The sequence below is a fragment of the Sinorhizobium fredii USDA 205 genome, from assembly GCF_001461695.1.
In the GTDB taxonomy this organism is placed as follows: Bacteria; Pseudomonadota; Alphaproteobacteria; order Rhizobiales; family Rhizobiaceae; genus Sinorhizobium; species Sinorhizobium fredii.
The window spans coordinates 80,121-93,313 of sequence record NZ_AUTC01000055.1 but is presented as its reverse complement, the minus strand read 5'-3'; the positions used below and the strand labels follow the sequence as shown (position 1 = coordinate 93,313).

The following is a 13,193-nucleotide window of genomic DNA, read 5'->3' as shown; positions in this document are numbered from 1 at the left end:
TCGTTCATTTCAGATCGAACGAATTGCCAGCGAGTTCAGCAGCCAGGCCGAGTCGATCGAGATATCGATGCTGACGTCGTTGAGCAGGGCCCAGATACGATCGGCAACGCCGACATAGACCCAGAGTTCGCGGCCGGCCGGGAAGGCCATCTCGGTGAACAGGTTGATGATTCGTCTTTCACCGGGAACCGCCTGAACGCTCGTACCGGGGAAGCTTTCGCCGTCGCCGCGGCAGTCGAGACCCGAGATGAACCACTGGTTGCTCACCTCGTTGGCTGGATCGACGTCATCCCAGTTCCAGAACACGGCCATCACGAGCCTGCCGCGCGTCGTGGCGTGGAAGTCGGACCAGCCGAACTCGTCATAGGTCGAAATATGATGGCGGCAAATGAGGGCCGACAGATCGGCCTTGACCTGGAGTATGCCGGTGCGAAGCGTCTTGAAGGGGACGAGATAGCCGTTTTCCCGGTAGGCGCAAAGCAGGTCCACGTCGGACGCGTCATCGTTCCGGGCGACCAGCTTGGATCCCATGCGGGCGGCGCAATCCAGATAGGAACGGTTCTCGACGATCGCTCCGTCGCCGGTCGCCTGGTTCTGATCAAGCCGGTCCCAGCAGCCGCCGAAATGCGGGTAGAACAGCTTTTCCTTGTCGGGATCGGGCGGGGCGTACACGATCGGCGGCTGAACCAAGGCATCGGCGAGGCTTCCGACCACCGATTCATGAAAATGAAAGGCACTGTAGCCATTCACCAACTGACCAAACTTGTCATAGGCACGGTCGTGCAGCCCCTTGACCGCCTTCAGGTCAACCTCGGCATTTCTGGCTTCGATCAGCGACTTGTAGCGTAGACCGGGCCCGCGGGGATCATCCCGTCTTCCGCCCCTTGCAGCGCTGGCGATCCTGTCGCGCAGCGCGGGCGGAAAGATCTGCCGCCGCTCTTCCCCGAACGACTGGCGCAGCGCATCCAGCCGATCCACCGTTGCGCGCCATTCCTCCTTCTGGCGACGTTGATAGATCGCCTGAAGCCGATCCAGGACTTCGGGCGCCGACCGATCCGTTCTCGTGCGTTCAATGTGGTCAGCTATTTGCATGGCTTCCTCCCGTGGTTGCGAATGCCAGCCGCCCGGCCACATCAGTCGAGGGGTCGGATCGGCCCAGTATATTGTTGCATGGAGTACGCGCCTTACGTGTTACCTGTGGAACGCTGCTTCCGGCAGCGGCTCGGGTCGGACCCGGACCATTACTGCCGCGGCTCAGGACGGGAGGCAATGAACACGCCGACGGCGAGCATGATCGCCGCGATGACGGATGCTGTGAGCATCGAGGGTTGTAGGCGGAGCCAGAAGATTGCGAAGCCAAGCGCCATCAGCGACAACGCACATATCTGCGCGCCCCGGGAAATCGCACCATCCTCTTGCCAGTCGCGCAGTGGCCGCCCGAACAAGGGATGATCGAACAGCCATCGTTCAAGTCGCGGAGACGATCGCGCAAAGAGCCAGGCGGCCAAAAGCAGGAAGGGGGTCGTCGGCAGAAGCGGCAGGAATATGCCCGCCACGCCGATGCCGACCATGACCCAACCGAACCCGAGAAGAACAAGGCGCATGGAAAGGTTCAACCGATTTCTCCTTGTCGGGGCATGAACCTGACGGAGCGTTGCTCCGCATCCTGTGGTGGTCGCAGTTTATCTGTCAATGCGACAGGACGGCGATCGCCGCGCCGATCCGGAAACGCATCCGACTGCGCTGCGGCAGCTTCCTATCTCAACCGCCGGCAGGGATGGTTGATCTGGAACAAGGACGGGCGGTGGCGTCCGGGCTATCTGCCAACCCGTGGATGATCGGAGAGCCCGATAGGGAATCGACGGATGGCGAGACGACGGATCGGATCGAGGCAGGGATTGGCACTGGTTGCCGTCTTGATGCTCGTCCTCCAATCCGTTGCCGCCGCGTCCGCCGGCCCGCGGCCGGATCTCCGGCAATTCGATTCAGTCGGCAATCCGCTCTGCATTACCGGCGCAAACCATTCCGACACCGAACACGGCGGCGATCGCAACCGGCCGCCCGAATGCTGCACTCCCGGATGCTGCATGTCGCCGCCGCTGCCGGCCACGCCTTCCGAGGGTGCATCGCTCCTTGCGCCACCGCCGTCTTCGCGGACTGCGTTGACCTCGCATTGCGGGTTTCTCGTCCGCAAGAGCGAGCACAATCCGGGCAGCGCCCGGGCCCCGCCGCTGGCCGCTTGAAGCATCTGCGTGCCTCTCGCCCCTGCCTTTTGCCCTTCGCATTCAGCCAACTGGGGGCGGCACGCACGATCGCGCATCCAACCGCTTCGACAATTTTACCGGAACAGCGACGCTGATCCGCACGAAACGTCGCCGGCTGCAAACCGGTGCCCAATAAGGAGAAACTCCAATGCTTAAGAAACTATCCATGGCCGCCGCCCTGGTCGCCCTCGGTGCGGGAGCGGCGATCGCTCACACGACCCTTGAAGCGCAAGAGGCCCCCGTCGGTGCGAGCCACAAAGCCGTCTTCCGCGTGCCGCATGGTTGCGACGGCAAGCCGACCAACGTGGTCCGCGTCCAGATTCCGGAAGGTGTCATCGCCGTGAAACCGATGCCGAAGTCCGGCTGGAGCCTGGAAAAGGTCACCGGTGCCTATGCGAAGGCCTACGACTATCACGGCACGCCAACGAAGGAGGGCGTCAAGGAAGTGCTTTGGAAGGGCGGCAACCTGGCAGACGACGAGTATGACGAGTTCGTGGTGCGCGTCTACCTGACGCCGGACCTGCCGGTGGGCAAGATGCTCTATTTCCCGATCGTGCAGGAATGCCCGGCGGGAGCGGTCGAACGGTGGATCGAGATTCCGGCCGAAGCCCAGAGCAGCGACGACCTCGAATTTCCGGCTCCCGGGCTGAAGCTGCTCGAAAAGGCGGGTGGACACTGAACAGCGAGAGGAGAATCGAAGCGCGCCTCGCGGCGCGCAAGCCACACTTTGACGGACACCGACCTCCCCCGGCTCGCATCGCGACCACCATGATACTGGCCTGCTCCGCCTGGTTCTGGTTCGCTGTTGCCGCCTTCGCCCATGCTTCGCTCGTGGAGACCAGCCCGGTCGACAATGCAGTGCTCACCGAGGCGCCTGCGACGTTCTCCATGACGTTCAGCGAGCCCGTCTCGCCGCTTGCACTCAGACTGGTCAAGCCGGACGGTTCGAGCACCAGCCTCGAGCGTTTCGTGCTGCGCGACCGTAGGCTCGACGTCGGCTCTCCGCACGATCTCGCCCAGGGCACACATGTGCTGAGCTGGCGCGTGATCTCCGAAGACGGCCATCCGATCGGCGGCTCCGTCGTCTTTTCGATCGGAATGCCGAGCGCAACATCACCTGAAGCCGCGGGACAGATCGATTGGCCGGTCCGCACAGCCGTTTGGTTGGCGAAGATCGCCCTCTATCTCGGCCTCGTTCTCGGGATCGGCGGAGCGTTTGCAGTGACGTGGCTCGGGCGGAGCGAACGCTCCGGGTCGCTTGCAAGCCTCGTGCTTCTCGGCATCGGGCTCGTCGGAGCGGCGCTGTCGGTCGGTTTCCAAGGACTTGACGCTCTTGGCGTACCATTCGAACGCATTTCGGATGCGGCGACCTGGCAAGCGGCGATGAACACGAGCTTTGGTCGAACCGCCGTCTTCGCCTTGCTCGCCTCGGTGATCGCGATCCTGGCGCTTGTCGCGAACGGCCGCCGCGGGCGCCTGCTTTCGCTCGCGGCACTTACGGGCACAGGTCTGGCGCTGGCGCTAAGCGGCCATGCCAGCGTCGCGGAACCGCTGTGGCTAACACGGACGGCAGTTTTCCTTCACGGAGTGACCGTCGCGTTCTGGGCAGGAGCGCTTGTCCCACTCGGGTTGGCACTCGCACGCCGCACGCCGTCGTCCACCGGCATGCTTCGCCGCTTCTCCGGAACAATCCCGCCACTGCTCGGCTGCCTCATCGTCACCGGTCTCCTGTTGGGCGTGGTCCAGGTCCAGGAACCGTTGGCACTATTTACGACCGCCTATGGGGAGGTGTTTCTCGTCAAACTGGCTCTGCTCGTCCTGGTCTTCGTCCTCGCCGCCTTGAATCGCTGGCGTTGGACAGAGCCGGCCGAGCACCGGGACCCTTCGGCAATGCGGCGCCTTGCGCTGTCCGTCGCCGCCGAAACCGCGATCGTCATCTTGATCTTCGGGGTGGTCGCCGTATGGCGCTTCACGCCGCCGCCGCGCGCTTTGGCGCTCGCCGCCGCCCAGCCGACGGTCGTCCATATCCACACGGACAAGGCCATGGCGAATGTCCAGCTCTCGCCACGAGGCGCGGGGCAGGTCGAGGCATCCATCGACCTTTCGACCGGCGACTTCGAGGCTTTGAATGCCAAGGAGGTCACGCTCGTTCTGGCGCACCCCTCGGCTGGCGTCGAAGCCATCCGCAGATCCGCGCGGCGAACCGCGGGCGAGAATTGGCGCATAGACCAGATCCTCATCCCCCTGCCCGGTACATGGCATGTGCGGATCGACATCCTGATCTCCGACTTCGAGATCGTGAAGCTTGTAGGCGAGGCCGAAATCCATCCCTGAAGTAGGAGTTCAGCGAAGGGGCTGTGGTCGACGCCGACGAGAGGCCTCGCGCCTTAGGTGCCGAGCCTAGTTTTCAAACGCTGTCCTGTGGATGTCATTCATGGCCCGCTTGAGGTCGTCGATGGCGGATGTCGACGGCAGCGTCTCTCCCTCGAGTTCCGGCGGCAGCTTCCAGCCAGGCTCGACGCCCTGCATATTCGGCAGTTCGTGGGCAATCCCCTTGTGGCAGTCGATGCAGGTGGCCTTTCCCGGCAGCAGGTAGCGGGTGTGGATCTCGGCGGCGCGCTGCGTCTGCTTGGAAAGGTCCATCGCCGCCGACGAGTGGCAGTTGCGGCACTCGAGGCTGTCGTTGGCCTTCAACCTCGCCCATTCATGCTTGGCGAGTTCGAGGCGGTGGTCGAGGAATTTCTCGCGGGTATTGATGGTCCCGAAGATCTTGCCCCAGACCTCCTTCGAGGCTTGCATCTTGCGGGCGATCTTGTCCGTCCATTCATGCGGCACGTGGCAGTCCGGGCAGGACGCCCTGACACCCGAGCGATTGGAGAAATGAATGGTGCGCGTCAGTTCCTCATAGACGTTGGCCCGCATCTCATGGCAGGAGACGCAGAAGGTTTCCGTATTGGTGAGCTCCAATGCGGTGTTGAAAGCGCCCCAAAACATGACGCCGCCAACGAAGCCGCCGAGCGTCAGGAAGGCGAGGCTGAGGGTTGCGGCCGGCGTGGTGAGAACCTTCCACGCCCAGAGCAGGACACGCTTTATCCGAGCCATGGCCTACTCGCTCCCCGCCTGCTTGACGCCCATGTCGCTCATATCCTTGAACGTGTTGCCGACGAGCGGACGCACATCGGCCTGCGGAACATGGCAGGCCGTGCAGAAATAGCGCCGCGGCGAAACGTCGGCGAGCATCTGGCCTTCGCGCGTCATGTAATGGGTGACGCTGATCATCGGCGCGCCCGACTCTTGCGTCAGTTCCCGTTTGTGGCAGGAAAGGCACCGGTTGGTGTTGACCGAAAGCTGATAACCCTCGATCGAGTGCGGAATGATCGGCGGCTGGTCGGGATAGGCGCGCTCCTTGCGGGCGTCGTCCACGACCCATTTCGGGATCGGCTCCGCCTCCACCTCACCCATCTCCTGCGGTGGCCCGGAGAGCTTCGGCACCCTTTCGCCTGGCACCATCTGGGCTATGGCCCCCGTTGCAACGAACAGGATCACCAACAGCGCCCCGAGCCATGACCCGGGGCTTCTCATCATGCGACAGAGACGATTTTGACCGCGCATTTTTTGAAATCCGTCTGTTTGGAGATGGGATCGGTTGCGTCGAGGGTCACCTTGTTGATCAGCCTGCTGGCGTCGAACCAGGGTACGAAGATGACGCCCGGCGGCATGCGGTTGCGGCCGCGCGTCTCGACGCGGGCGCGAATCTCGCCGCGACGGGAAACGATCCGCACCTCGGCGCCCTGGTTGATGCCGCGATCGCGGGCGTCGCCCGCATTCATGAAGCAGACCGCCCCGGGGAACGCCTTGTAGAGTTCCGGCACCCGCATCGTCATCGAGCCCGAGTGCCAATGCTCGAGGACGCGGCCCGTCACCAGCCAGACGTTGTATTCGTCGTCGGGCGATTCCGCCGGCGGTTCGTAGGGGACGGCAAGGATCACCGCCCTGCCGTCCGGGCGGCCGTAGAACTTCACGCCCTCCCCCGGCTTCACATAGGGATCATAGCCTTCCCGGTAACGCCACAGCGTCTCCTTGCCGTCGACAACGGGCCAGCGGAGCCCCCGTTCCTCGTGGTAACGGTCATAGGGCGCCAGGTCATGCCCGTGCCCGCGCCCGAAGGAGGCGTATTCCTCGAACAGGCCCTTCTGGATGTAGAAGCCGAAGGCTTCAGCCTCGCGGTTGGCGTATTCCTTGTTGATTTCGCTTGCCGGGAAACGGTCGACATTGCCGTTCTTGAAGAGCACGTCGTAGAGGGTCTTGCCGCGATAGCCTGGGTTGGCATCGAGGATATCGGCCGGCCAGACCTCGTCGGTTGTGAAGCGCTTCGAGAATTCCACCATCTGCCAGAGATCGGACCGCGCTTCTCCAGGCGCGTTGACGAGCTGGTGCCAGACATGGGTGCGGCGCTCGGCATTGCCATAGGCGCCTTCCTTCTCAACCCACATGGCGGCCGGCAGGATCAGGTCGGCGCTCATCGCCGTGATCGTCGGATAGACGTCGGAGACCACGATGAAATTGTCCGGGTTGCGATAGCCCTGATAGGTCTCGTTCTGCGTATTGGGAGCCGCCTGGACGTTGTTGTTGACCTGAACCCAATAGAAATTGAGCTTGCCGTCCTTCAGCATCCGGTCCTGCTCGACGGCGTGGTAACCGGGCTTCTCCGGAATGAGGCCGTGGGGAACGCGCCAGATCTCCTCGGCGTGCTCGCGGTGCTCCGGATTGGTCACCGTCATGTCGGCCGGCAGCCGGTGGGCGAAGGTGCCGACCTCGCGCGCCGTACCGCAGGCCGAAGGCTGGCCGGTCAGCGAGAATGGGCTGTTGCCGGGCTCGGAGATCTTTCCGGTCAGGAGATGGAGGTTATAGACCATCTGGTTGACCCAGACGCCCCGCACATGCTGGTTGAACCCCATGGTCCAGAGCGACATCACCTTGCGGTTGGGATCGGCATAGAGGTCAGCCAATTGCTCGAGGAACCCGGCCTCGACGCCCGTCAGTTCGACGGTCTTGTCGAGCGTGTATTCCGAAACGAAAGTCTTGAAGCTCTCGAAGTCGCTCGGCGTCATCTTCGCCGCGTCCTTGGCGTTCTTCGCCTTGACCTCAAGCGGATTGTCCGGCCTCAGGCCATAGCCGATGTCGGTGGCGCCAACCATGAAGGTCGTATGCTTCTTGACGAAATCCTCGTTCACCCGGCCCGTCTGGATGATGTGATTGGCGATGTAGTTGAGGATCGCCAGATCGGTGCCGGGCTTGAAGACGATCGGAATGTCGGCGAGATCCATGCTGCGATGCGTGAAGGTCGAGAGCACCGCCACCTTGACATGCTCATGTCCAAGCCTTCGATCGGCAAGACGCGTCCACAGGATCGGGTGCATCTCCGCCATGTTCGAGCCCCAGAGCACGAAGGCGTCGGCATGCTCGAAATCGTCGTAGCATCCCATCGGCTCGTCCATGCCGAAGGTGCGCATGAAGGCGACGGCGGCCGAAGCCATGCAGTGGCGGGCATTGGGATCGAGATTGTTGGAGCGGAAGCCGGCGCGCATCAGCTTGGTGGCCGCATATCCTTCGAAGATCGTCCATTGGCCGGAGCCGAACATTCCGACGGCGGTCGGTCCCTTATCCTTCAGCACCCTCTTCGCCTGTTCCGCCATGACGTCGAAGGCTTCGTCCCAGCTGACGGGCTCGAACTCGCCGTCCTTGGCATAGGCGCCGTTGCGCTTGCGCAGCAAGGGCGTTTGCAACCGATCGGCGCCGTACATGATCTTTGAAAGGAAGTAGCCCTTGATGCAGTTGAGGCCACGGTTGACCTCGGCCTGCATGTCGCCGTGGGTGGCGACGACCTGCCCCTCCTTGACGCCCACCATGACGCCGCAGCCCGTGCCGCAGAAGCGGCATGGTGCCTTCGCCCATTTGATCTGCAGCGCTTCCACACCGCCCGGCACGGGCTGCGCCGCGGCGGGAAGCGCGATGCCTGCCGTCGCTGCGGCGATGCCGGCGGCATGCGCCTTCAAGATTTCACGCCGCGTCAGTTCGCCGGTCATGGCGATCGTCTCCTTCAGCTTCGACATGCTCAAACACCATATTGGCTGCCACCACGCCCTCGAGCACCGAGATGCGCGACAGGATTTCACCGAGCATTCCAGTGCTCGTTCCCTCGATCACAACGACGATCTTTCCGTCCTGATGCGCGTAAACCTCGACGTTCTGCATCTCTGCGAGCCGAGCGAGGACGCGCTCCTGCATAGGCGGCATCGTCACGACGACGGCGCTGGAAATGTGATAGAACGCACTCGCATCAGACATGTGCGCGCTCCCTGTCGAATTCGCGAATGCCTGTGGCCCCCACGGGGCAGACAGCGAGACAGGCGCCGCAGCCGGTACAGGCCTCCTCCCTGAGCTCGGGCAGGAACGGTCCGCCGGCACGCGGACGGAACCGGATCGCCTCCGTCGGACAGCCGTCGCGACAGGCCTGGCAGTCGGTGCCGTTCCTGGCGAGACAGCTCTCGCCGATCATCGCGACATGTGGAAAGGACTGTGGTCGGCCGGTGAAAACCGGCTCGGGACAGAGTTCCGCGCATTGGCCGCAGAAGGTGCACTCGGCGACGGAGAAATCGAGCGCCGGGCGATCCGCGATCAACCGGATGATGTGCGTCGGACAGGCGTCGACGCATTTCCCGCACCCCGTGCACGCTTCGAGGCTCGCGGCGGGCACCCCAGGGGGGCGGACGCGTTGGCCATACCCTTCGTACCTGCCACGCAGAAAATTCCGCCTCGATGTGTCGATGCCCTCGCCCATGCCACCCTCAATGCACTGGCGGACCGGGTGGTCCGAAGATGATCTGGAACATCCAGACGAGAAAGCCGTAGGCACCGACCACGCCCACGGCCACGATCGGCCAGATGCCGAACGCCAAGACGAGAAAGGTAAGGAACTCGGTTTTCCGCTGCGACCGCAACGGGCCCGCCGTGGTCCGATCGACATCAGACATCTCGCGTCTCCCTCCTCGAACGCACGCGCCATTCACAAGTCTAGCGCGGTGAATCCAAAAATAAAGGGAGAGCCGAAATAATTTATCCGTTCGATAATTCTTGACTTACCGAATTGATTTTCGTCAATTACTTGACGGTGGCGAGACGAAGTATCGCGCACATTTAGTATTCCTGAAATATCAAGTTTCAGCCCGGCGCACTTGGATTGTATTGCGCCGGGACCCATTATACGTTTGTCATACTGTCGATTGACTATTGAAGAGCAGCGGCAAGAGCGGCGTCGAGGCGTTCCTGAGCCTTCTTCGGTAGTTTGACGCCCTTGACCTTCTCGACATTGGCAGGCGCGTCACCGACGACCACGACGCCGACCATGCCCATGCCGACATGCGGCGCGCATTTGACGGCGTAGATACCAGGCGCGTCGAACGCCACCTTGTATGTCTCGTTCATCTTGCTCTTGAAGGGCGTGGCGCCGTCGGGGATCATGTCCTTGATGGTCTCGACATTGTGCCCCTTGTCGGTCGGCACGAAAGTGACGCTGTCGCCCGGATTGACCTTGACGAATGCCGGCTCGAATACCATCGACCCTTCCGCGCCCTTGTTCAGCATATGAACCTCGAAGTCGGCGGCGAATGCGGTACCGGTAAAGGCGGCAAGAATGGCGGCGACTGCAGCGCCCTTTGCGATTATGCGCACTGAAATTCTCCTTAGGTTTCAGAACCCTGTTCGGTTCCTGCAGAAAGGAGATAAGACAGCAACGGCATCCGGTCTTTGATGTCTGTCAAACAACTGCGATGTTGTTCGGCTCAGTCCCGCCCGCCGTCGGCAAGCTGCGCCAGTCCGGGCAGATCGCAGATGATCAGCTTCTGGCGCCCGCCTTCGACCAGACCCTTCGCCTCCCAGGCGCTCAAGATGCGCGACACGGTGTGGAGCGTGGTGCCGGTCATCTCGGCGATATCCTGACGTGAAATCGGAAAGTCGATGCGGATGCCGCCTTTTTCCTGCTTGCCCGCCTGACGGGAAAGGCGCAGCACCGCATGGGCGACGCGCCGTTCGACTTCCTGCGTGGACATTTCGCGGATTCGCGTGTGTGCCTCTTCCAGCCGCTGTCCGATCGTCTGCATGGTACTGATGGCCAGACGCGGATTCTGCTCGACGAATTGCGGCCACAGGTCCGTCGGCCAGGATAGGGCGACGCTTTCGGTGACCGCCGTCGCGGTGCCTGGATAGTCCGAACGCTGCAGTGCCTTGGCGAAACCGAAGAGGTCGCCCGGATGGACGACGCGCACAATGATCTGCTGGCCATCCTCGGTGACCTGGGTCACTTTCAGCCGCCCATGCAGGAGAAGGAAAAAGCTGGTGGCCGTCTGACCCTGCTCGAACACGGCGTCGCCCGGCGGAAGCCGTTTCGCCGTGGCATGACCCAGCAACCTGTCCAGATCGGCGTCGGTCATCCTGTCGAACAGGGGAAGCGACCTCACCACGCTCCGGTCGATCTTCATTCCATCTCCCCTATCGGAGCGCCACGCGCTCGCTCACCTGCACCCCTTGAAGGTCCTATCATGGCAGGCAGGAGGAAGAAAGCCGAGGTTCACGGCGGCCGCGCATAACGGAGATCATATGCTCAGGCCCTTCGCCCTCAGCGTCTGGAGAAGCGGCGCATACCAGCGGCTATCCTTCACCAGGCGGAAGCCGACATTGTCGGGAGGAGCGCCAACGGCGCAGCCGCCACCCTTGGGATTGCGGACGAAGGAGCTCAGCGCGGCACGGTGCTTGCCGGTCGCGATGTAGATCCCGCAGGAGGCGGCATCGCTGATGACGGATCCGGAGCGATCCAGAGTGACGCGGCGGCTGCAGGTCGTCGTCCATTCCCAGACATTGCCGGCGAAGTCAGAAAGTCCGGTCTCGCTTTCCCCGAAGTGTCCGAGCGACTGCGGTTTCGGCTCGCGTGAAGCCTTGCGGGCCGTCTCGCGCCGGTAATCGGCGAGCCAGCGCAGGGCCGGGTTGGATGTGTCGGAATCGACGCCGAGCGCATCGTCGGGGAAACGGCTGCCGGCCGCAAAGGCGAGTTGCTCGTCCGTCGGAAGCACCCAGACCGCTCCGGTGCTGCGGCTGATCCAGGCGGCGTAGGCCTCCGCGTCATCGAAGCTGACGCCCGTCGCCGGTGTCAGCGCCGGATCCGCCGGCACATGCTCAGGTTCAGCGGGCGGACAGGCCCCTGCCGTAACACAGCGCGCATAGTCGGCGGCCGTCACCTGGTATTTCATGATGGTGAGCGGCACGCTCATGCGCACCGTCATCATCGGCCCGTCGACCGCATAACCATTCTTGAAGAATTCGCCGGCGACGCGGTAGCTGAAATCCCGCGGAGCGATAACGACGATCGGCGGCTCGTCGAGCGGCGTGCCGACCGGAGCGTCGAACACGAGGCCCGTCTGCTTTGCGAGAAGGCCGGCGAGAAGCAGGAAGAGGACGGAAGGGATTGCCAGCGATAAGGACGTAGCGTCTCGTTTTTCTGAAAGCGCGGCCATGACGGCCTCCTTGCGACGATCCTTCTTTGCTCGTTTCCGCCCAAGGATCATGCGGCGATATCAGGGCCTGCGCTGGCGGAATTCCCGCCGGCGCAGGCCGCGCGCGGCGGTCTCAGGTGCCCGACGGCGCGCGAACGGAGGTCATGAGATCGTCGTTCCAGTCGCCGGTGACGGTGAAGTGGGCAGCGGCGCCAAGCTCGAAGGCTTCGATCAGGTTGTGGTTCACATAGGCGTAGATGCCGGGCTGCTCGAAAGTGTAGAAGGCCGCGCCCGCCGTGCCGCCGGGAATGAACCAGGTTTCCTGATCGCGATCCGGAGGATTGCGGAACTTGCCCGTCGCCCAGACATAGTCGCCATGGCCGCCGATCAGATGCGGGCGGGTGTCGCGGTTGGCTTGCGAATGGACGATCAGAACCTTTTCGCCGACGGCTGCCTTCAGCGCGTTGTCGCCGGTGAGCGCCCCCACCGCACCGTTGAAGACGATGTGGGTCGGGGTCAGTGTCCGCATGACTTCCAGCGTATCCGCGTAGGCATCGCCGGCGCTCTCGTATTTCTTGTAATTTCCCTGCGCGTCACGCGGCACGTAGAAGTCCTGCTCGCCGACATAATAGACCTTGTCGTAGGTCAGCGACTTGCCCTGGCCGTCGGTCAGTCCCTCGCGCGGCAGCACCATGATCGCGCCGTTCATCCCCGAGGTGACGTGCCACGGGACCATGCCGGGAGGTGCGCAGTGGTAGACGAAGACGCCCGCCTTGGTCGCCTTGAAGCGCAGGACCGTGGACTCGCCCGGATTGACGACCGTCAGCGCGCCGCCGCCGAGCGCGCCGGTTGCCGAGTGGAAGTCGATATTGTGCTGCAACGTATTGGTTTCGGGGTTGATGAGGGTCAGTTCGACATAGTCGTCCTGGTGCACGACCATCATCGGACCGGGAACCGAGCCGTCGAAGGTCATCGCCTGGACTTCCGTGCCCTGGTCGTCGACGACGATCTTCTTCTCCTCGATCGTCAGGGTGAACTCGACGACCTTCGGACCGCCTTCGGCCTTCTGCGTGTGGGCGTGGACGAAGGGCGGCTTGACGAGATCGACCTTCACGCGCGGCAGCGAAGCAATGTCTACGGGGGCGATCTTGGCGACCGCCTCTTCCGCCTGTGCGGAGGCTGCGCCGACGAGCGGGGTCAGCGCGCCCGCAATCGCCGCGCCGGCCAGCATGCTGCGGCGTGTCATCTGGAATTGCTCAGACATGGAACCTCTCCTTGAAAAGGACGGAGCGAATATCGCCCGGTCGTTCTCATCCTAGGAGGGTCGCGGCCATCCTCTTTGAGGTGGAACAAATAGTCAGATTGCACGGGTGCGACATTTTGA

At 63.0% G+C, this 13,193-nt stretch carries 15 protein-coding genes; 3 read left to right on the top strand and 12 right to left on the bottom strand.

Translation table 11 applies throughout. From position 1 onward, the window contains the following. Positions 1–9: 9 nt before the first annotated feature. The gene (locus N181_RS07475) at positions 10–1,092 is read right to left on the bottom strand and encodes a hypothetical protein (protein ID WP_014327947.1); all 1,083 of its coding nucleotides are present in this window, start codon (positions 1,090–1,092) and stop codon (positions 10–12) included. A 149-nt stretch (positions 1,093–1,241) separates the two neighbouring features. Next, the gene (locus N181_RS07470; protein WP_014327944.1) at positions 1,242–1,616 is read right to left on the bottom strand and encodes a YbaN family protein; all 375 of its coding nucleotides are present in this window, start codon (positions 1,614–1,616) and stop codon (positions 1,242–1,244) included. A gap of 249 nt (positions 1,617–1,865) precedes the next feature. On the opposite strand from N181_RS07470, the gene N181_RS33980 reads away from it, so the two are divergent. From N181_RS33980 to N181_RS07455, 3 genes are all read left to right on the top strand, one after another. Beyond that, the gene (locus tag N181_RS33980) at positions 1,866–2,243 is read left to right on the top strand and encodes a hypothetical protein (RefSeq protein WP_014327943.1); all 378 of its coding nucleotides are present in this window, start codon (positions 1,866–1,868) and stop codon (positions 2,241–2,243) included. A gap of 169 nt (positions 2,244–2,412) precedes the next feature. Then, on the top strand, positions 2,413–2,943 hold the full coding sequence (locus N181_RS07460; RefSeq protein WP_014327942.1) for a YcnI family copper-binding membrane protein: 531 nt from the start codon (positions 2,413–2,415) through the stop codon (positions 2,941–2,943). Next, complete coding sequence (locus tag N181_RS07455) at positions 2,850–4,598, top strand: copper resistance CopC/CopD family protein (protein ID WP_037434492.1); 1,749 nt, start codon at positions 2,850–2,852, stop codon at positions 4,596–4,598. Before N181_RS07460 ends, N181_RS07455 begins: the two co-directional genes overlap by 94 nt. Before the next feature lie 66 nt (positions 4,599–4,664). Here N181_RS07455 and N181_RS07450 read toward each other — a convergent pair whose 3' ends face one another. The 10 genes from N181_RS07450 to nirK form a co-directional block, all read right to left on the bottom strand. Continuing rightward, on the bottom strand, positions 4,665–5,366 hold the full coding sequence (locus N181_RS07450) for a NapC/NirT family cytochrome c (protein ID WP_014327940.1): 702 nt from the start codon (positions 5,364–5,366) through the stop codon (positions 4,665–4,667). Between the two features lie 3 nt (positions 5,367–5,369). Beyond that, positions 5,370–5,876: a nitrate reductase cytochrome c-type subunit gene (locus tag N181_RS07445; RefSeq protein ID WP_014327939.1), complete on the bottom strand. Its 507-nt coding sequence runs from the start codon at positions 5,874–5,876 to the stop codon at positions 5,370–5,372. After that, positions 5,846–8,350: a periplasmic nitrate reductase subunit alpha gene (gene napA, locus N181_RS07440; protein ID WP_014327938.1), complete on the bottom strand. Its 2,505-nt coding sequence runs from the start codon at positions 8,348–8,350 to the stop codon at positions 5,846–5,848. The genes N181_RS07445 and napA overlap by 31 nt, the downstream gene beginning before the upstream one ends. Further along, a complete protein-coding gene (locus tag N181_RS07435; RefSeq protein ID WP_014327937.1) occupies positions 8,325–8,612 on the bottom strand; it encodes a chaperone NapD in 288 nt (95 codons plus the stop codon). Before N181_RS07435 ends, napA begins: the two co-directional genes overlap by 26 nt. Next, positions 8,605–9,105, bottom strand: a complete 501-nt coding sequence (locus tag N181_RS07430) for a ferredoxin-type protein NapF (RefSeq protein WP_037391030.1) — start codon at positions 9,103–9,105, stop codon at positions 8,605–8,607. Before N181_RS07430 ends, N181_RS07435 begins: the two co-directional genes overlap by 8 nt. A gap of 7 nt (positions 9,106–9,112) precedes the next feature. Continuing rightward, positions 9,113–9,298, bottom strand: a complete 186-nt coding sequence (gene napE / locus N181_RS07425) for a periplasmic nitrate reductase, NapE protein (protein ID WP_014327936.1) — start codon at positions 9,296–9,298, stop codon at positions 9,113–9,115. A 253-nt stretch (positions 9,299–9,551) separates the two neighbouring features. Then, positions 9,552–9,995 carry a pseudoazurin gene (locus tag N181_RS07420; protein WP_014327935.1) on the bottom strand — a complete coding sequence of 148 codons (444 nt, stop codon included), beginning with the start codon at positions 9,993–9,995 and terminating at the stop codon, positions 9,552–9,554. A gap of 110 nt (positions 9,996–10,105) precedes the next feature. Further along, a complete protein-coding gene (locus N181_RS07415) occupies positions 10,106–10,801 on the bottom strand; it encodes a Crp/Fnr family transcriptional regulator (RefSeq protein ID WP_037391034.1) in 696 nt (231 codons plus the stop codon). 114 nt (positions 10,802–10,915) lie between these two features. Further along, entirely contained in the window at positions 10,916–11,830 is a 915-nt protein-coding gene (locus N181_RS07410; protein ID WP_014327933.1) for an SUMF1/EgtB/PvdO family nonheme iron enzyme, read from the bottom strand. 112 nt (positions 11,831–11,942) lie between these two features. Beyond that, complete coding sequence (gene nirK / locus N181_RS07405) at positions 11,943–13,073, bottom strand: copper-containing nitrite reductase (protein WP_014327932.1); 1,131 nt, start codon at positions 13,071–13,073, stop codon at positions 11,943–11,945. Between the last annotated feature and the right edge of the window lie 120 nt (positions 13,074–13,193).

Bases quoted from the DNA above. Each gene is read 5' to 3' on its own strand.
- N181_RS07475 (WP_014327947.1), bottom strand. From the start codon at position 1,092: ATGCAAATAGCTGACCACATTGAACGCACGAGAACGGATCGGTCGGCG.
- N181_RS33980 (WP_014327943.1), top strand. From the start codon at position 1,866: ATGGCGAGACGACGGATCGGATCGAGGCAGGGATTGGCACTGGTTGCC.
- N181_RS07460 (WP_014327942.1), top strand. From the start codon at position 2,413: ATGCTTAAGAAACTATCCATGGCCGCCGCCCTGGTCGCCCTCGGTGCG.
- N181_RS07450 (WP_014327940.1), bottom strand. From the start codon at position 5,366: ATGGCTCGGATAAAGCGTGTCCTGCTCTGGGCGTGGAAGGTTCTCACC.
- N181_RS07445 (WP_014327939.1), bottom strand. From the start codon at position 5,876: ATGCGCGGTCAAAATCGTCTCTGTCGCATGATGAGAAGCCCCGGGTCA.
- napA (WP_014327938.1), bottom strand. From the start codon at position 8,350: ATGACCGGCGAACTGACGCGGCGTGAAATCTTGAAGGCGCATGCCGCC.
- N181_RS07435 (WP_014327937.1), bottom strand. From the start codon at position 8,612: ATGTCTGATGCGAGTGCGTTCTATCACATTTCCAGCGCCGTCGTCGTG.
- N181_RS07430 (WP_037391030.1), bottom strand. From the start codon at position 9,105: ATGGGCGAGGGCATCGACACATCGAGGCGGAATTTTCTGCGTGGCAGG.
- napE (WP_014327936.1), bottom strand. From the start codon at position 9,298: ATGTCTGATGTCGATCGGACCACGGCGGGCCCGTTGCGGTCGCAGCGG.
- N181_RS07415 (WP_037391034.1), bottom strand. From the start codon at position 10,801: ATGAAGATCGACCGGAGCGTGGTGAGGTCGCTTCCCCTGTTCGACAGG.
- N181_RS07410 (WP_014327933.1), bottom strand. From the start codon at position 11,830: ATGGCCGCGCTTTCAGAAAAACGAGACGCTACGTCCTTATCGCTGGCA.
- nirK (WP_014327932.1), bottom strand. From the start codon at position 13,073: ATGTCTGAGCAATTCCAGATGACACGCCGCAGCATGCTGGCCGGCGCG.